19 protein-coding genes and 1 pseudogene are annotated in these 22,237 nt (G+C 54.2%); 5 read left to right on the top strand and 15 right to left on the bottom strand.

Annotation, left to right across the window (positions count from 1 at the left end):
- Positions 1-137 precede the first annotated feature (137 nt).
- A complete protein-coding gene (gene rluB / locus ACIOWA_RS09420) occupies positions 138-1,358 on the top strand; it encodes a 23S rRNA pseudouridine(2605) synthase RluB (protein WP_186550794.1) in 1,221 nt (406 codons plus the stop codon).
- A gap of 119 nt (positions 1,359-1,477) precedes the next feature.
- On the opposite strand, the gene ACIOWA_RS09425 is transcribed toward rluB, so the two are convergent.
- The gene (locus tag ACIOWA_RS09425; RefSeq protein WP_339432645.1) at positions 1,478-2,443 is read right to left on the bottom strand and encodes a leucyl aminopeptidase; all 966 of its coding nucleotides are present in this window, start codon (positions 2,441-2,443) and stop codon (positions 1,478-1,480) included.
- A 71-nt stretch (positions 2,444-2,514) separates the two neighbouring features.
- On the bottom strand, positions 2,515-2,652 hold the full coding sequence (locus ACIOWA_RS09430; protein WP_003222780.1) for a hypothetical protein: 138 nt from the start codon (positions 2,650-2,652) through the stop codon (positions 2,515-2,517).
- Between the two features lie 893 nt (positions 2,653-3,545).
- On the opposite strand from ACIOWA_RS09430, the gene ACIOWA_RS09435 reads away from it, so the two are divergent.
- Entirely contained in the window at positions 3,546-4,967 is a 1,422-nt protein-coding gene (locus tag ACIOWA_RS09435; protein WP_339464118.1) for an amino acid permease, read from the top strand.
- A 54-nt stretch (positions 4,968-5,021) separates the two neighbouring features.
- Here ACIOWA_RS09435 and glyA read toward each other — a convergent pair whose 3' ends face one another.
- Complete coding sequence (glyA, locus tag ACIOWA_RS09440) at positions 5,022-6,371, bottom strand: serine hydroxymethyltransferase (protein ID WP_401159416.1); 1,350 nt, start codon at positions 6,369-6,371, stop codon at positions 5,022-5,024.
- A gap of 534 nt (positions 6,372-6,905) precedes the next feature.
- Here glyA and ACIOWA_RS09445 point away from each other — a divergent pair.
- Both ACIOWA_RS09445 and ACIOWA_RS09450 read left to right on the top strand, forming a co-directional pair.
- On the top strand, positions 6,906-7,520 hold the full coding sequence (locus tag ACIOWA_RS09445) for a helix-turn-helix transcriptional regulator (RefSeq protein WP_401159418.1): 615 nt from the start codon (positions 6,906-6,908) through the stop codon (positions 7,518-7,520).
- Positions 7,489-8,367, top strand: a complete 879-nt coding sequence (locus ACIOWA_RS09450; protein WP_401159420.1) for a queuosine precursor transporter — start codon at positions 7,489-7,491, stop codon at positions 8,365-8,367. The genes ACIOWA_RS09445 and ACIOWA_RS09450 overlap by 32 nt, the downstream gene beginning before the upstream one ends.
- Before the next feature lie 64 nt (positions 8,368-8,431).
- Here ACIOWA_RS09450 and queC read toward each other — a convergent pair whose 3' ends face one another.
- The 6 genes and pseudogenes from queC to ACIOWA_RS09480 form a co-directional block, all read right to left on the bottom strand.
- Entirely contained in the window at positions 8,432-9,130 is a 699-nt protein-coding gene (gene queC / locus ACIOWA_RS09455) for a 7-cyano-7-deazaguanine synthase QueC (RefSeq protein WP_221732016.1), read from the bottom strand.
- A 609-nt stretch (positions 9,131-9,739) separates the two neighbouring features.
- The gene (locus tag ACIOWA_RS09460) at positions 9,740-10,273 is read right to left on the bottom strand and encodes a hypothetical protein (RefSeq protein ID WP_401159422.1); all 534 of its coding nucleotides are present in this window, start codon (positions 10,271-10,273) and stop codon (positions 9,740-9,742) included.
- A 195-nt stretch (positions 10,274-10,468) separates the two neighbouring features.
- A complete protein-coding gene (locus tag ACIOWA_RS09465) occupies positions 10,469-11,086 on the bottom strand; it encodes a recombinase family protein (RefSeq protein ID WP_401159424.1) in 618 nt (205 codons plus the stop codon).
- Positions 11,087-11,366: 280 nt separating this feature from the next.
- Entirely contained in the window at positions 11,367-12,434 is a 1,068-nt protein-coding gene (locus ACIOWA_RS09470; protein WP_401159426.1) for a hypothetical protein, read from the bottom strand.
- A gap of 802 nt (positions 12,435-13,236) precedes the next feature.
- Positions 13,237-13,962, bottom strand: a complete 726-nt coding sequence (locus ACIOWA_RS09475; protein WP_339539884.1) for a hypothetical protein — start codon at positions 13,960-13,962, stop codon at positions 13,237-13,239.
- 183 nt (positions 13,963-14,145) lie between these two features.
- A pseudogene (locus ACIOWA_RS09480) lies at positions 14,146-14,604 on the bottom strand (GPO family capsid scaffolding protein); the annotation flags it as partial.
- Between the two features lie 129 nt (positions 14,605-14,733).
- On the opposite strand from ACIOWA_RS09480, the gene ACIOWA_RS09485 reads away from it, so the two are divergent.
- The gene (locus ACIOWA_RS09485) at positions 14,734-14,991 is read left to right on the top strand and encodes an ogr/Delta-like zinc finger family protein (RefSeq protein WP_401159428.1); all 258 of its coding nucleotides are present in this window, start codon (positions 14,734-14,736) and stop codon (positions 14,989-14,991) included.
- Between the two features lie 83 nt (positions 14,992-15,074).
- Here ACIOWA_RS09485 and ACIOWA_RS09490 read toward each other — a convergent pair whose 3' ends face one another.
- The 6 genes from ACIOWA_RS09490 to ACIOWA_RS09515 all read right to left on the bottom strand — a co-directional run bounded on the left by ACIOWA_RS09490 (position 15,075) and on the right by ACIOWA_RS09515 (position 22,170).
- Positions 15,075-15,365 carry a hypothetical protein gene (locus ACIOWA_RS09490; RefSeq protein ID WP_339539879.1) on the bottom strand — a complete coding sequence of 97 codons (291 nt, stop codon included), beginning with the start codon at positions 15,363-15,365 and terminating at the stop codon, positions 15,075-15,077.
- Between the two features lie 495 nt (positions 15,366-15,860).
- A complete protein-coding gene (locus ACIOWA_RS09495; protein WP_339539877.1) occupies positions 15,861-17,639 on the bottom strand; it encodes a DUF927 domain-containing protein in 1,779 nt (592 codons plus the stop codon).
- Positions 17,636-18,649 carry a toprim domain-containing protein gene (locus tag ACIOWA_RS09500; RefSeq protein ID WP_401159430.1) on the bottom strand — a complete coding sequence of 338 codons (1,014 nt, stop codon included), beginning with the start codon at positions 18,647-18,649 and terminating at the stop codon, positions 17,636-17,638. The genes ACIOWA_RS09495 and ACIOWA_RS09500 overlap by 4 nt, the downstream gene beginning before the upstream one ends.
- A 201-nt stretch (positions 18,650-18,850) precedes the next feature.
- Positions 18,851-19,465 carry a hypothetical protein gene (locus ACIOWA_RS09505; RefSeq protein ID WP_401159432.1) on the bottom strand — a complete coding sequence of 205 codons (615 nt, stop codon included), beginning with the start codon at positions 19,463-19,465 and terminating at the stop codon, positions 18,851-18,853.
- Positions 19,466-20,068: 603 nt separating this feature from the next.
- Entirely contained in the window at positions 20,069-20,284 is a 216-nt protein-coding gene (locus tag ACIOWA_RS09510; RefSeq protein ID WP_339539868.1) for a helix-turn-helix domain-containing protein, read from the bottom strand.
- 464 nt (positions 20,285-20,748) lie between these two features.
- Positions 20,749-22,170, bottom strand: a complete 1,422-nt coding sequence (locus ACIOWA_RS09515; protein WP_401159434.1) for a site-specific integrase — start codon at positions 22,168-22,170, stop codon at positions 20,749-20,751.
- Between the last annotated feature and the right edge of the window lie 67 nt (positions 22,171-22,237).

Raw genomic sequence — 22,237 nt, forward strand, 5'->3', positions numbered from 1 at the left:
ATTGATCAGCTAGTCTCTGATGCGCGATGGCCCACATCCGCGTATGATTCGCGACCCTTCGCCGATCCCTTCGGCCAAGTACCCAGATTTCAATGCTTCAGGCGCCGCCTGAACAGACCACACCGGGAGGTGCCCAGATGAGTGACATCAATCAGAAAGACGACCAGGAAATCGGCCCAGCAGGCGAAAAGCTGCAGAAAGTCCTCGCCCGTATCGGCGTCGGCTCGCGCCGTGACGTGGAAGCCTGGATCAGCCAGGGCCGGATCAAGGTCAATGGCAAAGACGCCACCCTCGGCCTGCGCGTCGACATGCACGACGCCATCACCATTGATGGCAAGGTGATCAAGCGTGAAGAGGCTGCCGAATCGGTACGCCGCGTGATCATGTACAACAAACCCGATGGCGAGATCTGCACCCGTGACGACCCGGAAGGCCGTCCGACCGTGTTCGACAAGCTGCCGCGTCCGAAAGAAGGTCGCTGGATCAATATCGGTCGTCTCGACATCAACACCACCGGGCTGCTGATGTTCACCACCGACGGTGAGCTGGCCAACCGCCTGATGCACCCATCCTATGAGATGGACCGTGAGTACGCCGTGCGTGTACGCGGTGAAGTCGATGACGAAATGATCGAGCGCCTGAAGGCCGGCGTGGTGCTGGAAGACGGTCCTGCCAAGTTCACCGACATCAAGCAGGCACCGGGCGGCGAAGGCTTCAATCACTGGTATCACTGCGTGGTGATGGAAGGTCGTAACCGTGAGGTTCGTCGTCTGTGGGAGTCGCAAGGTCTGGTGGTCAGCCGTCTGAAGCGCGTGCGTTTCGGCCCGGTGTTCCTCAACTCCGACCTGCCGATGGGCCGCTGGCGCGAAATGAGCCAGTACGAAGTCGACATTCTGAGTGCTGAAGTGGGTCTGACGCCGGTAGCGATGCCGCAGCTCAATGCCAAGAGCAAAGACAAGCTGGAACGCATGCAGCGCAAATCGTCGCGGCCGATGGCCAAGACCGAGCGCGTGCGTACCCTGCGTCCAGCCGCTGGCGCGCCGACCGGCCCGCGTCCAGGCCGCGAGCCGCAGATCGAAGGCGAGCGTCCGGGGCGCAAGCCAGTCGCCCGTGACGGCGAGCGCGCTCCGCGTCCGGCCAACGGTCGCACCGAGCGTGGTGAGCGTGGCGCACCGGCCGGTCGCGGTACACCGGTAGCGGATCGTCCGGCGGACACCACCAACAAGCGTCCGGCCAAGCCTGCGCCGAAGCGCCCAGGGATCAAACTGGTCGACGGTGACAAGCCGTCGGGCAAGCGTCGCGGCGCACCGGCCGGCTCTGGCCAGCGTCCGGGTTTCGGGCGCAAGAAGCCTGAGTGACCGGGTTTAGCGCCTGAATGAAAAACGCCAACCGCAGGGTTGGCGTTTTTTTTCGTCTGGCGAAAGTGTTGTGGTGCCTGCCCCGCGAAGAGACCGCTAGCAGTGCCATCAATTTCAGGCTAAAACACAAACCGTCCATCAAACACTGGCTTGTCATCCAGCGCCAACACGCCACCGGAGAAGATCAGGTCCAGGTGATGACTGCCCTTGGCTCCACCCCCAAGCCCAAGGTGCAATCCACAATGCCGTTCTTCAAACCCGGCATTGCGCGCATACAGTGTTTTCACGCCTTCGTTGGTGCCAATCCCCAGCTCCTCGATGCGCCGGTTCGACGGGTTCGCGTCCAGGTACTTGTTGAAATCATGCTCCAGCCCCGGCACATCGGTGGCGATGCGGCTGATGGTCGAATTCTCGATCCACAGTTCCAGCGGTGATTCCAGTACCCCGTACTTGCGCGCAAACGGAATGGTGCTGAGGAAGGTGCCCTTGAACTTCACATGACCGTTAATGGCTTCGCTGTGGGTGGCGATCTCGCCAGGCGCCAGATCGAAGTTGCCGACGCCGTTGATGTCGGTCCACTTCTTGATACTGCTCATGGGCGCTTCGAACCATGAGCCTTCATCGTCTTTGAAACTCAGCGTCGTCGCTTGGGACATGCGTTGGATCAAGTGGCTATTGAGCCCGGCAATGCGCCGTGGCGTGACACTGAATGTGTCGTAGAAATAATCGCCGTAATCCTTGAACAGCAGCGACTTCTTCCAGTTCTGCGCCATCACCGCTTGCAGGGCGCGAACAAACTCCGGACCGTCGGGGCGCGGGTTGGGCAGGGTGGAAGAGTCGTAGAAGAAAATGTACAGATCGCTGTCGGCAATCGCCGAACTCAGCGCTGCGCTACTTTCCAGGTCCAGACGTCGGGCGCTGAACCTGAAGCGTGAATGTTCGCCGGCCTGTTCGGCGATGGCGCCGGTGAGGGCTTGGTAATCGGCAGTGTGCCCGAGCAGAATCTGCGCCGAGTCGAGGTCGGCGAGGGCCGGGTGATGTTCGAGGTAGTAAAGGAAATGCGAGATCGCGCGTGGCTTATCCATGAGTCCTCCCTGACTGACCGTGAAAAAAGCGGCAGGCACGATCGGCCGGATCGTGTCTGCCCAATGATGTGTTACAGAGGCCACATCGCCGTGCCGAACGGCACGACCGCGTCGGCTTGCATCATTTCCACGGCCGCTTCGTGAGTGGGGGCTTCAAACCATTCGTCCAGTTGCAGTTCGGTATCCAAGTCTTTTTCCAGTGCTTGCATGGTCGATCTCCTAGATGACTTTCATGGTTGTGACTGGCCGGTCAAGTTGGCCGACAAGACGTGAAGAACCTAGTTCAGGGTTTTTTGTAATGCAAAAAATCATCTATTTAATTTTTAAATAAACTTTTTATTCTGTTTCTGAATGAGGTTTTTCTTATTTCAAAACAAAAAACTAGATGGCTTTTTTCAAGAGTGAGCGAGCCACCGTCAATTTGCAGGCGACCTACGGAATTGTCTGAATTGGAAATTTTACGTTACGCCTTGTAAGGAAATATTTACGAAAAGGGCGACCAAACCCAGTGAAAGTCCCCCCACGTCGCTCGTGTAAGGAAAAGCTGCCGGAAGTTGCCCGGTCAGGTGTTGCACAAGGCTCTGGCCCGCTTGTTTCAGCGGCGTTTGAAGGGTGAGATGCGCTCCATGCCTGTCGTGCAGGCGCATAACAACAAGGAGGCGCAATGAACGCCGTGACTGATTTCCACCTCTCACCGTGGGACGGTTTTCCACTCGTCCCCGTCGATGGCCTGCAACGGCCTGACTCATTTTTTGCAGCCGGCCTTGCGACTCGAGGCGGACACGTGCAATCCCGGCAACCGACACGCTGATCCAGCGGAGTCTGGCAGCAGGGGGTTAGCGGTGTACAATGCGCCGCGTTTTAACTGTGACCCTCTGCGTAATCGCGCAAATCTCAAGGCTATCTGCCTTGTTCACTCCGCCGCGTCACAAGCGTGTCGGGTTCGATTTCGTCACAGATAAAAACAAACAGGTGACGCATGACCGTTGTAAAAAAGCTGAACTCCTGGTGCCTGCGCTGGGGTTTGATCGGGGCTGCTTGAAATCGCAACCTTGCAGCAACGTCTACTGAACATCATCAAACCTTGCGTGAGACCTTTTTCATGAGTGGACAACCCTCACAATCAGGCGAGCTGAAACGCGGCCTGAAAAATCGCCACATTCAACTGATCGCCCTCGGTGGCGCGATCGGTACCGGATTGTTCCTCGGCTCGGCCGGGGTGCTGAAATCCGCCGGGCCGTCGATGATCCTCGGCTACGCCATCTGCGGCTTCATCGCCTTCATGATCATGCGCCAGCTTGGCGAGATGATTGTCGAAGAGCCGGTGGCCGGTTCCTTCAGCCATTTCGCGCATAAATACTGGGGCGGTTTCGCCGGTTTCCTGTCGGGCTGGAACTGCTGGATTCTGTACATTCTGGTGGGCATGTCGGAGCTGACGGCGGTCGGCAAGTACATCCACTACTGGGCGCCCGACATCCCGACGTGGGTTTCTGCTGCTGCTTTCTTTGTGCTGATCAACGCCATCAACCTGGCCAACGTCAAAGTATTCGGGGAGGCCGAATTCTGGTTCGCGATCATCAAGGTCGTGGCGATCGTCGGCATGATTGCGCTGGGCAGCTACCTGCTGGTCAGCGGTAATGGCGGCCCGCAAGCCTCGGTCAGCAACCTGTGGTCCCACGGTGGTTTCTTTGCCAACGGTGTCAGTGGTCTGGTGATGGCCATGGCGATCATCATGTTCTCGTTTGGCGGCCTGGAAATGCTCGGTTTCACCGCAGCCGAGGCCGATAAACCGAAAACCGTGATCCCGAAAGCAATCAACCAGGTGATCTACCGGATCCTGATTTTCTACATCGGCGCTCTGGTGATCCTGCTGTCGCTGACCCCGTGGGACAGCCTGCTGGAAACCCTCAACGCAAACGGCGATTCCTACAGTGGAAGCCCGTTCGTACAAGTGTTCTCGATGCTCGGCAGCAACACCGCCGCCCACATCCTCAATTTTGTCGTGCTGACCGCTGCGCTGTCGGTTTACAACAGTGGTACCTACTGCAACAGCCGCATGCTCCTGGGCATGGCCGAGCAGGGTGATGCGCCCAAAGCCCTGGCGAAGATCGACAAGCGCGGCGTGCCAGTGCGTTCGATCCTGGCCTCGGCGGCGGTGACGCTGGTGGCGGTGTTGCTCAACTACCTGATCCCGCAGCATGCGCTGGAACTGCTGATGTCGCTCGTTGTGGCAACGCTGGTGATCAACTGGGCAATGATCAGCTTCTCGCACTTCAAGTTCCGTCAGCACATGAACAAGACGAAGCAAACGCCGCTGTTCAAGGCGCTCTGGTATCCGTACGGCAACTACATCTGCCTGGCGTTCGTCGCGTTCATCCTCGGCGTGATGCTGCTGATCCCGGGTATCCAGATCTCGGTGTACGCGATTCCGGTGTGGGTCGTGTTCATGTGGGTCTGCTATGTGATCAAGAACAAACGCGGTGCGCAGCAGGCGCTGCACGCGGCGGGTTCTGTCGCAAAGTAAGCGAAACGTAAAAACAACAGACCCGGCCAATCGCCGGGTTTTTTGTGTTCGCTGTTATACGTAATCGGCGATGGGATACGCCGTACACAATGCCTCGGCTCGTAAACGGAATTGCTCCCTCAGCGCGGGTTCCAGCGTGTATTCGCGCTCGCCGAGTGGCGTCACCTTGCCCAGAATCTGGCAGATCAAACCGACGACTTCACGGCATCCCTGGCGGTCGATGTGACGTTGCGCCAGAGAGCCGGTGCCAATTCGCAAGCCACTGGTAATGAGTGCCGGTCGAGTCTCGCCGGGTACGCGGTGTTTGTTCACGATGATCCCGCAGTGCTCCAGCGCTTTTTGCGCAATGGCGCCGGTGACGCCATTACGCAAGCGAATCAGTACCGTGTGGTTTTCACTGGCGCCGCCCACGACGTCGTAATCATGGGCTTGAAACGCACTGGCAATTTCATCTGCCGATCTGCGAATCCGCGCCATGTAAGCGTCGAACTCTGCAGACATCGCATAGCCCAGCGCGCAAGCCTTGGCTGCGATCATGTTGACGGCTGGCGCACCTTGCATTTGTGGGAAAACGGCTTGATCGAGGGCGTGACGGAAGGTCACCCGCAGGCCGGGAACCTTGGTGTTGGCGTCTCGGCCCGAGAGGATCAGGCCGCCGCGTGGCCCCATGAGTTGTTTGTGCGTGCAGGTTGTGGTGATGTGGGCTGCGTCGATCGGACTCGGGTGGCGCCCCGTGGCAACCAGTCCGGCGATATGCGAAATGTCAGCGAGCAGGATCGCCCCGGCTTCATCGGCAATCTTGCGCAAACGCTCAAAATCCACAGCCCGCGAGTAGGCCGTTGCGCCGCACATGATGATGCGCGGGCGGTGAGCAAGCGCCAGGCTGCGTACTTTGTCGTAATCGATGACGCCGTCTGCTGTCGTACCGTACTGGATCGCCTTGTAGTAAGCGCCCGAGAACGCTTTGGCACTGCCATGGGTGAGATCACCGCCGTGTTCGACGGCCATTCCCAGCAGGGTATCGCCCGGTTCAAGCAAGGCAGTGAGCACTTGGTAAGTGGCGGTCGATGCCGAGTGTGATTGCACGTTGGCGTATTCGGCGCCGAACAGTTCCTGTGCTCTGCGGGTGGCGAGTGATTCGATCAGGTCGGCGTTCTCGCATCCTGCGTCATGGCGCCTGCCGGGCATACCCTCAGCCGTGACGTTGACCAGCGTCGAAGCAGATGCCGCCAGGGTGCGAGGCGTGACGGCGCAGGAGGAGGAGGTCAGCGACAGCGTTCGGTGTTGACGCGCGACTTCGGCGTCGAGGATTTCAGCGAGTTCGGCATCTTCCGCTCGAAGATCCGCCAAACCTCTTCGCAGTAAGTCGGATTGGTTCAAAAGCGGTTCAGTATTGACTGCCATTACTTGTATTCCTTCCTTGGTTTCGCGTGTGTGCATACGTCCATGCGTTGCCGAACCCGATACAGGTAGATTCCGTGTTCTGGCGCCAGTGCGCGCAAAACCAATCCCTGTATAGACAACCCGTTTTCCTTCATCGCCACTCACTGGTGGAGGAGGGGAGGCTCGACGCATCATAGGTTTTTCACTGAGGAACGCCAGAGGAATTAATCAAAAAAGTGAACATTGTTCAAATAAAGTGATTCTTTTTACGCGAGCATAAGGTGTAAAACAGCAGGTCGGGAGCCGTGGCTTTACGAGCATCGCGTGTGAGGGGAAGAGTTGACGAATCGGTACAGATTGCGAATTGATCGTGCTGAGGTGCACCATGCTTTGTTCGTCACATGACTTTTGTATCAAAACCAAGGATGGAGAATGCTATGATCTCTCGCGGTTCTAATACCCCGTTCAACTGTATTCATAGTTTGCCTGTGTAGCCACTGAATAGTCATTCTTGGCGTGTTGTTAATTGCCTGTATAAAAAATGGTAAGCCTTTTATGCACAGAAGAGAAAGATCGGAGAATCTGAAAAACAATATCAAGTACTTGATAAAGAGTCGTGGTGAAACACAACTGTCGCTGTGCAATTCCAGTGGTTTGACCAGAACGACTATCTATAACATTCTCGAAGGTAAAGTGGTCAATGTACAGCAGTCCACCGTCCGTAAGATTTCTGATTTTTTCGGTGTTTCTTATGGGGAAATAGAAACGATTGATTTTGAAGAAAAAGAGATAATAGAAAGCAGTGTCTCTCCGCAAGGAAACATGAATCCGGCAGCGGTGCCGGTCATAAAAGAAAGTCTGGTGCTCGAGAATCTGGATAAAAGGATTGGCGAATTGGCCACCCTTTATCCGCTGACTTACTATTTTGGTACATCCTTTAACTTGATCGGCGTACTTCTGGAAAACGAGATCAGTGGCATGAATGAGCCTGGCGATTTATTGATCGTGCAGAAGGGGGCGTCGAGCAGCGACAGGGAAAAGCTGGTGTATGATAAAAACACGAAAAAGTTATTTATAACCAATGAGGTTGATTTTGATTTGGTTTGTGTTGTTGGGGATATAATCGAGGAACGATTTAATGGATTGCAGCATTGGAAGGGAAAACAGTAAGTACAAGTTGTTGGGGTTTGAAAATGGAAAAAGCCTGGCCGTTATTATGGTTATTGCTACAGGCAAAGTCATTAAAATAAAGCTGAGTGAAGTGTTGAGTAGTGAGATTATGGATAATCTAAACAAGATAGAAATGAAAAGCCTCTACAAAAAATTTTATTCCCAGGGTGGTGCGCTCACTGCCTATGAGATAAATGACCGGCATGAGAATTCATGGATGATCTATATCATTATGAACCTGATGCTGTTTACCCTTTATATCTTCACCAGTATTGCTGCAACAAAGCCGATTTATCTGGAATATTTTGATATTGTCGTAACGCCGGGCACCTTCCTTTATCCGCTAACGTTTCTGATCGTTGACTTGCTGAATGAGACGTTCGGTCTCAGGCTTGCGCGAAAGGCGATCCTCTTTGCTTTCATCAGCAATGCGGCCATTATCATTTTGCTGGCGATTACGACCCATCTTCCCGGGCTGCCGGGTTGGAAACTTGATGGCGCTTACAATGATGTGATCAGTCAGTTATCGGCAGTCCTGGTAGCGTCGTCTGTATCGTTTCTGGTTTCCGAGAATATAAACTCCTATCTGCTGTGCAAAATAAAAGAGCTCACAAATTCCAGATTTCTGTTCTTGCGAGTGTTTTTAAGTACGCTGTTTGCGGTGATCATCGACAGTTTTCTTTTCTGCTTTATTGCCTTTTACGGCGCGATGGAGAATAGCGCGATACTGGGCATGATCTATGTTCAGATCGCGATAAAGGTCGGATTCGCTTTCTTTAATGTCTTGCCTGCATACGGCGCTAGGGCATTGTTCAAGAAGTATTTAACGGGGGCTCAGGCGCAGTAAAATAGTGGTAGCGCTCACCGGGATGTCGTCACCGCCGTCCTTGGTGAGCGCTTGTTACTGTGGTTTACTTTAAATTCAGTTTTGCTTTCAGGCTGTGCGCCACCTGCGCTTTGTTATTCAGGAATTCATTCAGCCCTTTCGCGCGAAGATTACAGGCATCACAATCAGAGCATCCACTGCCTTTGATGCCGTTGTAACAAGTCAGTGTTTCTTCGCGAACCAGATCCAATTGATTGTGGTAATCAGCCAAGGCCCAGGTTTCTGCCTTGTTCAGCCACATCAGTGGCGTTTCCAGTTGCAGTTTATAATCCATGCCTAGTTCAAGGGCTTTATTCAGGGCCTTGACGAATTCATCTCGACAGTCAGGGTAGCCAGAGAAGTCTGTCTCACAAACACCCGTAATGACCGTCTTGGCTTGTACCTGATAGGCGTAGATAGACGCCAAGGTCAAAAACAGGATGTTTCGTCCTGGCACGAAAGTGCTTGGCAGACTTTCTCCAGAACTATTTACCGTCGGGACCGGAATGTTGTCGCGTGTCAGGCTGCTGATGGCCAATTCATTGAGCAAGGACACATCCAGCGTTTTGTGCACGGTCACACCGAGTTTTTTCGAAAGGTGCTGAGCAACTTCAATTTCCGCGTGGTGACGCTGACCATAGTCAAACGTGATGCAGTGGATTTCATCGTAGTGAGTCAGGGCGTGGATCAAACAGGTGGTTGAATCCTGTCCGCCGCTGAAGACGATAACTGCTTTGTTGGTCATGCTTATGCTTCCTGCATTGATTTGGTAAGTGAAACGGTTGGAATGGTAACTCGAAAGGGCTCTTGATATAAGCGCAAGCCCGATGCTGGCCATCAAAATGCATTAGAAGTTGCGCGTGCGGGCATGAGATCGTTTTCTGGCTAATCAGGGTATCCTGCGCACTCTGAATACGGACGCTTTTCCATGCTGGTGATTTCCAATCAGTTATTCGCCTTTATAGAAGACGCTATAATGCCCTTTATATATGGGGTTTAGCTGTCTTTGAGGGGGGGGGCGCTGCTTGCTGAAGCTTGGATTTTTCCCGTTTCGATCCCGTATCTTTTCTATATCACGGTCAAACACACAAGAGCTGCATTGATCTGCGGTTCAGCGACTGCATTGTTGGTTATCATCATTCTCCGAACCCTCAGACCTTGATCGTGCGTCCTCCTAAGGGGAAGGTTGGCAGTTCGAACCTGCCCTGGGACACCATATAAATCAAGGCCTGCAACGAAATTCACTCTCCACTAAAAAACTTCATGGGTGCAGGGTGGGTGCAAACGTATTGCGTCAGGCAAAAGAAAGCCCCACTCAGGATCTACTGGTGGGGCTTTTTTATGGCGCTTGTATCTACGGGATTGTTACTGAAAGTCCAGAGTTTGGACCTGGTGGTAGACCTAAAACGGTGTCGATCCCGGTCGTCGCCCGTAGATCATCGAGTAGCTGCTGCGGATTAAATTTCTTACCAATGATTGCTTGAGACTCTGGGCGAGGGTTCGCAGAGGGGCGCGCTCGGTAAGCGATTAGGTAAGGGACATCTTCGGCCAACGCTTTCAGGCACAACCCTCTGATGTAAAAACGGTTGAACTCGCCTTCCGCAAGCGTATCTGGAGCTGTAACCGGGATTTGCGCTTGGGTGAATCCCCCGCTCGGCTTAGCGCGATTTTCGTGGCTTTTGAGAAGCCTGCGCTCCCTGATTTGATTTGCTAACCAGACATCGGAGTGGTTACCTGCTGCCTCTTTGAGAGTGTCTGGCCAGAGCTTGATACCTTCATCATTCAAGCGCGGGCTTTTGTAGATACTTCCTTTATCTAAATCGAATGTCACTTCTTGGACCATATTTGCGCGAACATCCGCATCCATGTCCCTGTACTCAAGACCCATGATTTCTTCCCTTCATTGTCCATCGCGGGCAAGACCTTGCCCTCTTGAGGTAAAGGCGTAGCGTCCATCAGCCAGCCTAGACATCGTCCACTGCGTCACCACTCCGGCGCAGTCGATTCGACGCTAGCACTTTGATGGCGCAACCTTCAACAGGCTCAGGTCAATACAAATCAAGGAAGTGTTGCAAGGAGTCTCTTAGGACGCGGCCACATCTCTAATGCGGAGTACGGTCGTGGTCGAGCAGTTTGCGTGCCGTGCCGTCGCGCGGATACCAAGGCCGGCGTTGAGTAGTTCACTCACACGCCTGTGCAGGTCCGCATCAACTGGGCGCCCCTGGTACTTGCCGGCGGCTTTGGCCTTCTCGATACCCTGAGCCTGGCGCTCACGACGCTGCTCGTAATCCTTCCGTGCGATCGCGGCCATCATTTCCACCAGCATCGAGTTGATCGCCCCTAACATCCGCCCGGTGAACTCGTCGCCCTTGGTGTCCTGCATCCCCTGGTGGGTCGTTGGCAGGTCGAGCGCGACGATGCGCAGGCCCTTGGAATCAATCGCAGCCTTGAGCTTCTGCCAGTCCTCCACAGGAAGGCGCGAGAGGCGGTCTATCGACTCCACCAGCAGCACGTCACCCTTACGTGCATCTTTGAGCAGGCGCAGCAGCTCAGGCCGGTCTGCGGTCGCACCGCTGGCATTCTCCAGGTACACACTGGCAATGACCTTGTTGTGATCGCTGGCGAACTGCTCGAGCGATTTCCGGGCGCGGGCTGCGTCCTGCTCTTCAGTCGATGCTCGGAGGTATGCGCGGATGAACATGATGGGGGCCTGTATCAGTTAGGGTGTTCTCCTAATACTGTTTCACTTTGGGTGTTACTTATCAAGCGAAAAGACTGAAAAAGGCAAAATCTGCCCGTATCTGGATAGGCATACGTAAAAACTGGCCACGAAAAATCAGCATGAAAAAACACTTATCTCCTCCCGACGACATGGTTATGTCCAGTTTTTTGCAAATCAGAATGAAGTGCAACGATCCTGCGGGGCGCGCTGCACACTGAGGTGCGGAGCTCCTCGGCAGTTCTGTTGCTCTCAACCAAGCTCAGGAAGGACTTTGATAGAGCGGGAGAGATGTACTTGGATATCCAGGAACACCAAAGCTTTTTATCAAACTACGACGGCCATCCATGATCTCCGAAATTTGTTTGAGGTACTGTCCCAATCTCCTTGACTCATCATCATAACCGCGCCAAAAAAAAGGCACATGTTCGCTGGTAAGGCTTTCAATAAACGTGATATGAGTCAGCGCGAGAAATATCCTGAAGAAATTTGTTGCGCGATTAAAGTTGTTTCCCAGCATGTGAACTATTATGTGTCTATTGAATCCCTCGTTGTGCGATTCTGTAGGTTTGTAGAGAACGTTTTTAAAGAATAGTCTAAAACAATTTATAACATCTGATTGTGGGCATATGTGTGTGTAAAAATCTACTTCGATGCTGTCGATGCCATACATCCCGGGGTGCCAGTTATAGTCGCTAACACGGCGACTTCCCCAGTGTTTCAAGATGGCTCTAAGCCTTTTCTCGAAAACAGCTCCGCTTACATTACCCTTGTCCTCATCTAGTACTAGATTTTGTAGGTTGCGTAATCCACCCTCAAAAACAGGGATTAGGGACATTATTGCCGCATGATCAAGCCCCATATAAAACGACTCAATTGCCTCAAGGATTATTAGGCGATAGTCCTTAAGTGCTTCGCTTTTTGAAAAATAATTCAGGAAGTATGCAGCGGCTAGGTCTATTTCAAAAATATCATAGAGCCATTTTTCCACTGCAGTATCTGGGCTTTGTGAGGTTATGGCTTTATGGAAGCTTTTCGACATATCCCCTTGCCCTAAATATAGAGGGATAGGAATTCCATAGGGGAGCATGCGGGATTGAATGCTTGTTGCTCTTCCCCATTTGATGTTGAAATGCTCAATAGGGTGTTTTAGTAGTAGGAAGTTACTTTCGTCGATAGTTATCTTGAATCCAGGTTTGCCTACGTCAACTTCTTCGACAATTACCGATATGCCTTCGCGACGCTTGAAAGTCTCAATAATCAGCGAGGCGTTCAATTCAGGCGCTTTGTAGAGTTTCTTCAAAGTCTTCGTGTAGTCCATTTCGTCCATGCCTCAAGGAGTCGGTAGCATTCTGAAGCCTTCCGTAAAAACTGCCTACTCAAAAAAAAACTGCCAAAAAAGCACTTATCCCCCTCCCGCCGACGCGTTCTGTGTGATTTTTTTGTGCAAGTCTCAAGGTAGTGCAATCAGGGTTCTAGCCCAGGCTGGCTGCGGGGCTTCCCAGGCAATCGCTCTTTTCATTCTGTGCAAGGTTTTGCAAGGAAATGCATAACCAATGCACTGGCAACGCTCCAGTCCTGACGGCGTTTCAGGTCACCAAACCCAATTGCAATAAGGGTGCCCCCTTGTTTTCTGAAAGTGAACAGATTGTTTTTTGGGGTTGCATTCATCATGCGGTGGGAGCGAATGGAAAGCGTGCAAGCCATATGGAGCAAGGCTTTCAGCCCGTTTTTTGGATTTTGTCGATTGCATTTCTCTTCGTGCGAGCGCCTGCGGTGGTGCAATCGAAAACACAGCTATCGCCCATTTCGGAGCGGGCCTGAAAACAGCTTTGTTTGAGAGTCTCCGGAACAGGCAAAGTCTTGCAGGCGGGGTGGAAGATCGAAGGGGGGAGTGAGGCCGCTCGGGCGGCGGCCTTACAGGATGTCGCTATCGTATCGTTCTGTGTTGGGTGCGCTGATGCCAGCTGCGTGGTTGATGAGGGCGAGGGGTGTCCGGGGACCGGAGTGCCACCGAACCATCCTCATCCTCTGGCTGATTAGAGTCCTTTCCACGTCCGACCGGCGCTGGCCTCCAGCGATCTGTTGCAGATCCTGGAATGTCAAAACTCCCGGCGTCTCGTTGAGCACTTTCAGCGATCCACGTTTGCTTTCTTAAGTCTCAGCAATTCACCGGGTGTGTTCACTACTACTTCTTTCGACACGGCGGGCGGCATCGTTACCAATGATGGTGCCAGTGCGCTTTCCTCATCATCGCCAAACAGTTTCTCAAGGTCTTTACCGAAAGCCTTCCAGGTAAGCTCATTCGTTTTTGCTTGTCTCTCGCGCATGCTATTACAGCCATGCAATAAACCATCGTGCTCTTCAAGACTTCTGAGGAACAATGCGCGGGACAAAGCGAACATTTCCAACAAGCTTTCCCGCATACCGTCTTGAGCAAATATTTTTGCAAGTTGAGTTTGCCAATGCGCCTTGTTAATCACGTTAGGAGCACCTGCCAGCTTTATTCGAGCTTCTGCTACTCGAACAATTAAGTTATTTTGAAGGCCGGTTCTTGCTTCGGCGGTGACACGTAGCGCCTGAGCATCCTTCCTGAGTTGGGCGCTACGTTCAATTTCTTCATTGATTTTATCCTGGTCGATGGTGGCAGACTTCGCTAAGTCATTCCAAGACGCATCGGTACGTTTGGCTTGCCCTTCCAGCTCAGAGGCTTTTTGATTGATCCGTTGGCTTTCCTGTGTCACTTTGGCGAGCTGATTTTGCAGGGCAATGTAAGTTTCTTTGTCGGCGTCAAAACAAGCCACGAGCTCCCGTAGTTCTGGTGCTAGGTTGGCTCGATCAATAGTGGTGAGTTGCATGTCAATGTTCCTTAGTCATTTAATTAATGTTGGGGCGTCAAAGTGTGGGCTACGCTAAAGCACTCGTTTGCCCGGCTTGGATTTGTTAGTCAGCTCTCGACGTTCTCTAGCTTCATTCGAAAAAAATATCATCTTCCGCTTCGCTCGCTCCAGGTTGGCTGCTAACGCCTTACTACGCAGTTGCGACGGCAGTGGCACAGATGCAGTACGATAGGAGGCTTTGTTGGCCCGTTTGGAAAAATAAAGTTCCTGAGTTCCAAGGCTGGCAGGTTCATCAGTGACGGCCAGACCGGTCATGTAAGCACGTCCAGAACCCGCAAAATTCGGAGTGATCTCCACGCTGGAAAACAGCTTTTCTCCGTCACTATTTAACTTGAGTAGTCGGGAGTTTGGTTTCATCTGTACCTCTAGTGCAACTTGGCCCTTTCCAAGTGAGGTGTCGCCGTCAATCAGGCGTACGGCGAAGACAGTCCCGTGGGCACCATTACAGCGTTGATGCTCAACCCAAATAACAGCGGTATACGTCGATGGCTTGTAGGTTTCTGCACAGTCGCGTAGTTCCTGTGGTTTGATTTCTCTGCCGTCGGCAGTTGGGCCGCTGATGGCGACACGCTTCCAAGAAGAAACAAGTGATCGGGGCATTAAGCGCCTCCCTAAGTGATATGGTTAATTTCTTTGAGTGCGGTCAGTATGAAGTTGCTCAATATGCCTTTATTGCATGTTAATATTAACACAATTCGATTGATTGTCTGACATGTAGAGTTGATCTTTATGCGGGTTTATTGCAGAGAGTGTGGAAGTAAGGCGCTTATTACTGAGGAAGAAAAAATGTCGTCAGTATTTTCAAAGCTTTACTGTCAATGTACGAACGCTAGGGCGTGCGGTCACAGCTTTGTTGCGCATATTAACTTTTCGCACACTCTTAAGCCTTCAGCTATTAAGCCGTATAACTCTCTGCTTGTGCGTTTGTGTGAGCTGCCCAGGGATCAGCAACTTCAGATGTTCGAACAGTTAGAAGTTTCAAAGTGAGCTGGAGTTATTTAACTGACTTAAATTCCGAATAAGCGAAAGGCCCCACCATAACCGCTTGGGGCTTTGTTTGTTTGGGTCGATCAGCTAGTACCGCAGTTGTCGAATAACCAGTCTTTCTGACCCGCCAGTTCGGCCACTTGGACGCACATCGGTGTGATCTGCCGGAGCAGGCCCTGCGCGATTTGGAGCTGCTCCCGAAGCTTGCGGTTTTCGTCTCGCAGATCGGCGATTTGCTCGGATTGCCGGATCATCATTTCGATACCCGCGATAAACGCCTGGCTGCCGGTCGCTTTCCCCGTCATTGCCTTGGCTTGCAGTATCAAAAAGGGCGATGGGTCTCGGATGGTGAGTACCTTTTTCTGCTCTCTCATTGCGTTTTCCTTGCTAGCAATTCTTAACCTGGCGCGCAGATCGATCGCGAAAAGTGATAGCAGTTTTGTCGACGCTGACGGGGGTAAAACTGCTCGCCAAGTGGCGATGCGTTCACTGGCTTTGTCGTGCCAGGATGTCCGTCACCTGGATTGCTATTTTTTCTAGATCAGCATCCCGACATTCCGTCAACAAAAAACACTGCCACCCCCCTTATACCGCGTCTAATTTCAAAAACTTGAGGGAACACGGGAACTCGGGATCAACCGCTCTAGAATGCGGCTTTCAGAGCATCTGGCCGTTCCCGCGTTTTTTTGAGCGGGAACAGAGGAAGTGGTAAAGCCCCTATTAAACAGAGTTGTGTTCCCATGTTCCCACTCTTGTGTTTTATATGGGAACGCCAGAAACCCCGTATTTACTGGCTTGTTCCCTTGTTCCCGCTGTTCCCATCAAAAATTCACAGTGCGCTTATCGTTTGATGATGACCGCTGTTGACTCTACCCCTCATTTTCCAGTCGCTCGGGGTCGATTACGTAAAAACGGGAACTGCCACCACCTGGCGTGCGGTACTTTTTTGTCCGCCTGCTGCCCTTGGCTTCCTCGTCAACTTTTACAATTGCCGAAGCTCCTAATAGGGCTCGTAGAATTCGTTCTTTACCGAAGCCAGAAGCCGCTTCCAGAAGTGCGGGTGTGTTGAACAGGTACAGGCGTTTGTCATCGTCTACCTCGTAGAACCCTGCTCGTTCACGGACAGTCAGGTTGGCGTGTTCTGCGCGCACATCCGAAAAACGGCTGTCACCATGTAGAGCGATAAAATCAGCGAGACCACGCAAGATCTGGCGATCTTCCGCGTTGCCATCACCCGTTGTTAAGAGCCATTCGTTGAACAGAAGGCGACAGGCCTTTATGGCTGTTCCTTTCGGCCAGTTCAGCAAGTTGCGGCGGATAGCCGATTCACCCGCCAGAGCCATAATCGCGAAGCGATCAGCCACCCGCCCAGCCTGTGAACTCTCAGTACCAAAGGCTTCCCGCACCTGCCTGAAAGCGCTGTGCAGATCCTCGGGCTTCTGGATCAGCGATTCCACAAATGCCGGGCCAACATGGCCGTAGTGCTGCGCCACAGCATCGTTGACGACCCGGTGAAAATCTTGCCCCGTCAGTCCGTGCACATCGTCGAAGGCCCGGTGCGTGCGAGTGCCGGCATTGACATCGACCATGCGCAGCTCAGCTCCGGCGTGGGCGCCACTACCACCGATGGCGGCATGGTCTGACAATGAGCGCTCGCCGCTGGAAAGCGCCAGTACACGCCAGGTCAACTTGGCGCGTCCCTCCCGCTCCCTGGTCATGGTTCCCTTGCCCATCCCGTTGGCGATGGCATACGCCATTTCCTGAACACGCTTGGGGTCGGCCCGTTTGATTTCGTCCAGGATCAATACGGTGTCGTTGCGCGAGGCAGCCTCAATCTCGACACCGCCTTTCGATACGTCCCATGACGCCGCGAAGCTCCCTGGGTTGCCCCACACGGATGCAGCCAAGAGCTGGGCAAGCGATTTACCACTCGACGAATCGCCCACCAGGTGCACACCGCCCCCATTCACCCCCACCTTGGCGAGCAGAGGCCCCGCCAAGGCGCAGCAGACCGACAGGATCAACACGGGGTTGCCTAGGCAGCGGGTAGCAATCTCGGTCTGCCAACCGCTGATAGACCCCTTGTCGGTGAAGATGTTGGCTGCCCTGCCAGAGTCCTGGAAACGCACGTTTTCGCCGCCGATGACGCGAGAGGGCAGCACAAACGCCCCTGATTCATGCCAGCCCGGTTTGGTGGTAGTCGCGATCACCAGTTCGGGCGACTGATGGCTAGCCAGGTAGGGGACTATCTGGCGGCGCTGGTGGTGCTCGATGACCAGACCTCGCCCCATCAGAACTTTCAGAACCTCATCACCTTTACCGGCCAGCGCTTCCATGGGCATGACCCATTCAATACGCCTTCCCCGGTGGCTGAAAGATAGGAGCCGCCCAATGGTGCCGTCTTCTGAGTTGGCCGTTTCAGCTTCAACGTTTAGAGGCGCACAGATCCAGTGGTCTACGGGGATGGCCTTTTCATCCGGCCCGCTTTGCTTCAAGCCGTGATACCAGGTGCCTGGCTTGTATGTCCTGCCCTCGATGGTGCGATGGTTCTCGTAGACGGCATAACGTGGCCGCTCCAGTTTTTCAGGTGCTGGAGCAACAGGGTCACCAACCAGGCTCAGGGTGGACGCTTTTTCGTGAGTGCTCATACCTTGCGGCTCTTTTTAGATTGACCTGCAAGCAAGAGGTACAGGTCGTTGAAGTCGGATAGGTCGGACGGGGCCTCAGCGGGCCATTCCGGGAAAACCACACGAGCGTCGGTTGCGCGGGCTGCTTGGTTGGCAGCACGTTTCCCCGGATTGCCAATCGTCTTTCGGTCGTCATCACCAGCAATGACCAGATCCAGCGTTGCGCCGTAGCGCTCACGCATTGCCACGGCCACCGGCTTGAGGTTGCCCGCGTTCATTGCGCAGACCACCGGACTCCCGGTGTTGTTGTGCAGGGTTGCGCCAGTGGCCCAGCCTTCGCAGACATATAGGCGGCAGCCGTCGGAGAACTTGCCCAAAGGCGAATAGCAGCCCTGGACACGACCACCCGTCAAAAAGCGTTTACCACCGTCCGGCGTGATGATTTGCAGATTGACCAAGCGCCCGTCATCGCAGAGCGGAACCAGCAGGCGACCCTGGCCCAACTGGCGCAGCAGATACGGCTGCACACCTTTGGCTAACAAGTAGGTGTGCAGTGGATCGGCGGGCTTCGCCATTTTCCAGAGCTGCGACGCCTGGCGGGCAGCAGCAAGGTTTTTCTCCTCCTGGAGCTGCTGCTCACGCAGACTCCACGATGCGCGCTCCTGATCGGCCTGTCGGCGGCGTTCCTGGAGCTGCTGAGCATCGGCAGCCGTGAGATTGAACAGGCGCAGCCGTAGGCGGTCGTCAATCTCCTTGGCGGCTTCCAGTTGTCGGCAACCGTTGAGATAGGCCAGAAGTGACACCAGGTCACCACCGTGCGCACTGTCGTCGGCAAAGTCATTCCATCGGCCAGAGTCGAGCGACACGCCAAAGGAACCGGCTTTCTGATCCCCGCGGGCAATGTTGGGTGCCACCCATTCGCGGCCTTTGCGAGTGCCTCCTGGTAGCCACTCAGGTAACAGAGTTTCAGCAGCGCTCAGGGCGTGCAGGGCGGTTTGTCGTATCAGGTCGAGGGGAGTGGGCTTACTCATGAGCACTTCCCTCCTGGTTCGTTTCCAGTCGTGTCAGGTAGGTCTCTACCGCATTAACGTCCCAGCGCACTGTGCGACCGAAACGGATGGGTCTGGGGAAACCCGATGTTGTAGACCAGCGCCACCAGGTAGTGCGACTGATCTGGTAACGAGCGCAAAGCTGCTGTGCTGTCGCCCATACAGACGTTGGGGTGGTCGTAGTCATTGCGCATCTCCCAAAGCACGGGATGCCCGTACAAAAGCGTGGTTGTCGTCGAGTGTGTAGGCGATGTTGGGTTCTAGGCCGTTCTCACCGATGTAGCCGATAACGGTTCGATACCGTTCCGCTTGGCTATCTCTGTACCTGAGCCGGATTTCGCCTTTATCCCCGGCGCAAACGACGCCCTTGATTCCGGCGGTGGCCGTCCCACTCGCTCCGGCCGTGGCGTTGCCATAGTCGCCCGCGATGGCTATCCCCAGATCTCCGGCGAAGGCGTTGCTACAGTCCCGGACAGTGGCCGTCCCACAATCCCCAGCAATGGCTGTCGCGAACTCACCAGCGGAGGCTGTACCGAAGACTCCAGCCTGAGCCTCACCACGATCTCCTACCGTGGCGAAACCGCTATCCCCGGCAATGGCTTTGCCGCTGTCTCCGGCGATTGCCGTGCCGTAATTCCCTGCCTCAACACTCTGCTTGTCACCGACTTGGTAATAGGTGCGAACGGGGGTGACGTACCCGCCATGAGTTACTTGTTTGCCCTGGTGCTGTAGATCAAAGGTTTTTTTCGGGCAAGCCGATCCCGTTAACGCAATTCTGCGCAGTTGAAAACTGATCAATGTGTTAACCCTGTCGAGTAAGTTGGGCTACGCGACCGTCATTAGCGGCCAAGAAAGGCGATAGAGCTCCGAGGTTGCTTATGCTCAGTCGTGGCCGGCTACTCGGTAGCCAACTACTCGATGCAGCGTTGTTTCAGGCGAGTTAAAGGCAATGGCTTCACAGCTTCGGACAATGGTCATGTGGGCGTTGTAACGCTTGAGTCGAACGGATAGGGACGAGTTTGCGCGGAGGGCGCTCAAGGCCATGCGACGGTGAACGAGTGCGCGGATTGCGGATGGAATGAGGGCTGTCATGGGTGGTGCTCCTTTTGCTGTGGAGCTGCCACTACCCGCTGCAAAACAGGATTTGGTGGCAGCTGTACGCAGGTTTGCAGACCGGAGCAAAAGGAATCCGGCACACCCGAAGGTGTCCTGCGCACAGCCGCCATAACACTGAACGGCAGGCACAAAAAAAGCGCCTGCTGTCATGATGGGGGCGCTGTTGCGCCTTTTGCTGGTCGGGCTGCAAAACCCGTTCGCTGAATTGGCAGCGACAGGCCAACGATAGCCGCGCACGAACGAGTTTGCAACCCTTGGTCGGGATGTAAGGCACGTTGACATGGTTCAACCCTGCTGGTTGGTGAGGAAGGCGTCCACGGCATCGGCATCCCAGCGCAGGATGCGACCAGCGCGAAGCGGGGCTGGAAAGTTATCGGCTTTCGACCAGCGCCACCAGGTGGTGCGGCTGATCTGATAAAGGGTGCAGAGTTGTTCGGTGGTGGCTCGGATACCTGCGCGCGGCAAGTTTGGGCGTGGGGTGTTGTCGGTGGATAGCGTCATTGCTGCTTACTCTAACGGCGTACGGAAAAGCCGAGAGCTCGAAAATGTTTGCGTCGATGGGAGGACATTGCATAGTCCGCCTCATGGCAATACAGTTTCATGGCAGGCCAAAAGCCTGCAAAGAAGCCCCTTCAAAAAGCTTCGTCTCTCGGATGGCGTACTGGCTTGTTGCGGTGTGCAGGGGACGCTCCAACGTCCCTTTCCGAATCGGCCTCGGTACGTCAAATACCGGGGCTTTTTCTTGTCTGCTAATGACCGACTTTGCTGATTTGCCCAATGTTCTATGGTGTTTAGGGCGTCACGACATAACTCGCCAGTGCCCACATGGTAGCGGGGCGTTTCAGGCGCATTCAACTCTAAGGTGTCGACAGAACGGGTGTTTGAATTGAATTTCGACGCTTAAAGAGCTTCCCCAAGGGGCATATGGGACACATATGTCAATATGCCCGGAAATGGTTACCAATCTACCGTTCGTCGGATTTTTGTCTGCGAGTGAGTAAAACGACATTGCTACTGGACTGGTCTCCCTTTGCTAAGGCATCCAAATAGCGTCCCCATTGCTCCAGAGCGGCACGTTTCTCCGGTAGATAGGCGTATCGGTCGTAGTGCTTGGCTTGCACGCCACTGCGTCCATGCGACAGTAGCCAGGCGCGCACTTCTGAACTGATGCCCTGGTGCGCCATTAGGGTTTCGGCGGTGACACGTACATTGCGATAGGTGAAGAGGCGAGTCTTGCCGGCCTTTGCCAGCACCTGGCCTGCTTCGCTGAACGCCTTGATGATCGTTGAGGTGCTTGCAGTCGTGCCTTCTGAGAAGGAGAAAGGGCCATCGCCAATGTGGTGCTCGACCATGGGGGCCATTATTTCGGCAATTCGCTTTGTGATGGGTAGAAGGTGCTCCCAAGCCTGATCTTTGCGTCCCTTGGAGTCCAGGAGGCAAATGGTGTCGTCGGTAACGGCGTCCCAGGGCACGGCGCAAAGCTGGGTCATCCGTTGTCCTCCGAGGTAGATCAGGGCGTTGGCTATACCCCGTTTAGGCTCGGGTAGTTTGTCCAGGTAACGCAGCAGTTCACCCATCTCCACGGGCGTCAATGATTCCGTATTGGCGCGCTTGGCTCCTTGTACCGACGGAACATCCCGAACAGGGTTGGCCTGTATGGCAAACACTTTACCGCTGTGCGCCATTCGTTCCGGGGAGAGGTGCGCTTTGACGGCGTGGCTGAAGGCTGCTTGCAGTGACAGACGGAGGTTGTTGCAGATCGAGCGCATACCGTTTGATGCACCGCCTGCAGCATGGTTGCCGATCCCCCGGCCTTTGGGTTTGCGTACCAGCACGCCGGATAAGATGAGCTGGATATCCTCGGGCTCAATCAGGGCGGCGGGGCGCTGAATGAGGTCGGAGTGATAGTCCTTGATATGGGACTTGAATTGGTTCGCTACGGCCCTATGGCTCACCTTTCCTGACTTCTCCAGGTGGGCGACGTAGCAGTCCAACAGGTCGCCGAAGGTGCCGCGTCTCGCCTCAAGGGCGGCTTGCGCGGCCACCTGTGCCTGCTCTGCCGCTGCGGTGGCCTTCAGGGCCAATTGTTGTTCCAGGTATTGTTCCAATCCACCGGCAGCGATTGACGCGGTAGCGATGCGCAGCGCCGCCAGTCGCATGGCGTCCAGATCCATTTCATTCGTTTCGGGGCGTGGATTTTTGGTCAGTGTGCCCAGTGCTATGCGCTTGTCCCCGGCGTTGGTGCGCTCGCGGTAGTAGCCGTTAATGAAACCCGCCGTCTTGCGTTCGAGTGTCAGGGTGCCTTTGCCGCGGGATCCTATCGGTTCGGATTTCTTGCCCTTGACGTTGTAGGCTTCCATTTCTGTCAGTCGAATGCGCTTGGCCATTTTCCCGTTTGTTTCCCGTTTCGCCTGAAAAATCACGTTGTAGAGTGAAACACTGAGACAATAGAAG

The organism is Pseudomonas sp. NPDC087614, assembly GCF_044743485.1.
GTDB classification, from domain to species: Bacteria; Pseudomonadota; Gammaproteobacteria; order Pseudomonadales; family Pseudomonadaceae; genus Aquipseudomonas; species Aquipseudomonas baetica_A.

Coding starts and splice junctions, on each gene's coding strand:
- rluB (WP_186550794.1), top strand. CDS start 138: ATGAGTGACATCAATCAGAAAGACGACCAGGAAATCGGCCCAGCAGGC.
- ACIOWA_RS09425 (WP_339432645.1), bottom strand. CDS start 2,443: ATGGATAAGCCACGCGCGATCTCGCATTTCCTTTACTACCTCGAACAT.
- ACIOWA_RS09430 (WP_003222780.1), bottom strand. CDS start 2,652: ATGCAAGCACTGGAAAAAGACTTGGATACCGAACTGCAACTGGACGAA.
- ACIOWA_RS09435 (WP_339464118.1), top strand. CDS start 3,546: ATGAGTGGACAACCCTCACAATCAGGCGAGCTGAAACGCGGCCTGAAA.
- glyA (WP_401159416.1), bottom strand. CDS start 6,371: ATGGCAGTCAATACTGAACCGCTTTTGAACCAATCCGACTTACTGCGA.
- ACIOWA_RS09445 (WP_401159418.1), top strand. CDS start 6,906: ATGCACAGAAGAGAAAGATCGGAGAATCTGAAAAACAATATCAAGTAC.
- ACIOWA_RS09450 (WP_401159420.1), top strand. CDS start 7,489: ATGGATTGCAGCATTGGAAGGGAAAACAGTAAGTACAAGTTGTTGGGG.
- queC (WP_221732016.1), bottom strand. CDS start 9,130: ATGACCAACAAAGCAGTTATCGTCTTCAGCGGCGGACAGGATTCAACC.
- ACIOWA_RS09460 (WP_401159422.1), bottom strand. CDS start 10,273: ATGGGTCTTGAGTACAGGGACATGGATGCGGATGTTCGCGCAAATATG.
- ACIOWA_RS09465 (WP_401159424.1), bottom strand. CDS start 11,086: ATGTTCATCCGCGCATACCTCCGAGCATCGACTGAAGAGCAGGACGCA.
- ACIOWA_RS09470 (WP_401159426.1), bottom strand. CDS start 12,434: ATGGACGAAATGGACTACACGAAGACTTTGAAGAAACTCTACAAAGCG.
- ACIOWA_RS09475 (WP_339539884.1), bottom strand. CDS start 13,962: ATGCAACTCACCACTATTGATCGAGCCAACCTAGCACCAGAACTACGG.
- ACIOWA_RS09485 (WP_401159428.1), top strand. CDS start 14,734: ATGCGGGTTTATTGCAGAGAGTGTGGAAGTAAGGCGCTTATTACTGAG.
- ACIOWA_RS09490 (WP_339539879.1), bottom strand. CDS start 15,365: ATGAGAGAGCAGAAAAAGGTACTCACCATCCGAGACCCATCGCCCTTT.
- ACIOWA_RS09495 (WP_339539877.1), bottom strand. CDS start 17,639: ATGAGCACTCACGAAAAAGCGTCCACCCTGAGCCTGGTTGGTGACCCT.
- ACIOWA_RS09500 (WP_401159430.1), bottom strand. CDS start 18,649: ATGAGTAAGCCCACTCCCCTCGACCTGATACGACAAACCGCCCTGCAC.
- ACIOWA_RS09510 (WP_339539868.1), bottom strand. CDS start 20,284: ATGACGCTATCCACCGACAACACCCCACGCCCAAACTTGCCGCGCGCA.
- ACIOWA_RS09515 (WP_401159434.1), bottom strand. CDS start 22,170: ATGGCCAAGCGCATTCGACTGACAGAAATGGAAGCCTACAACGTCAAG.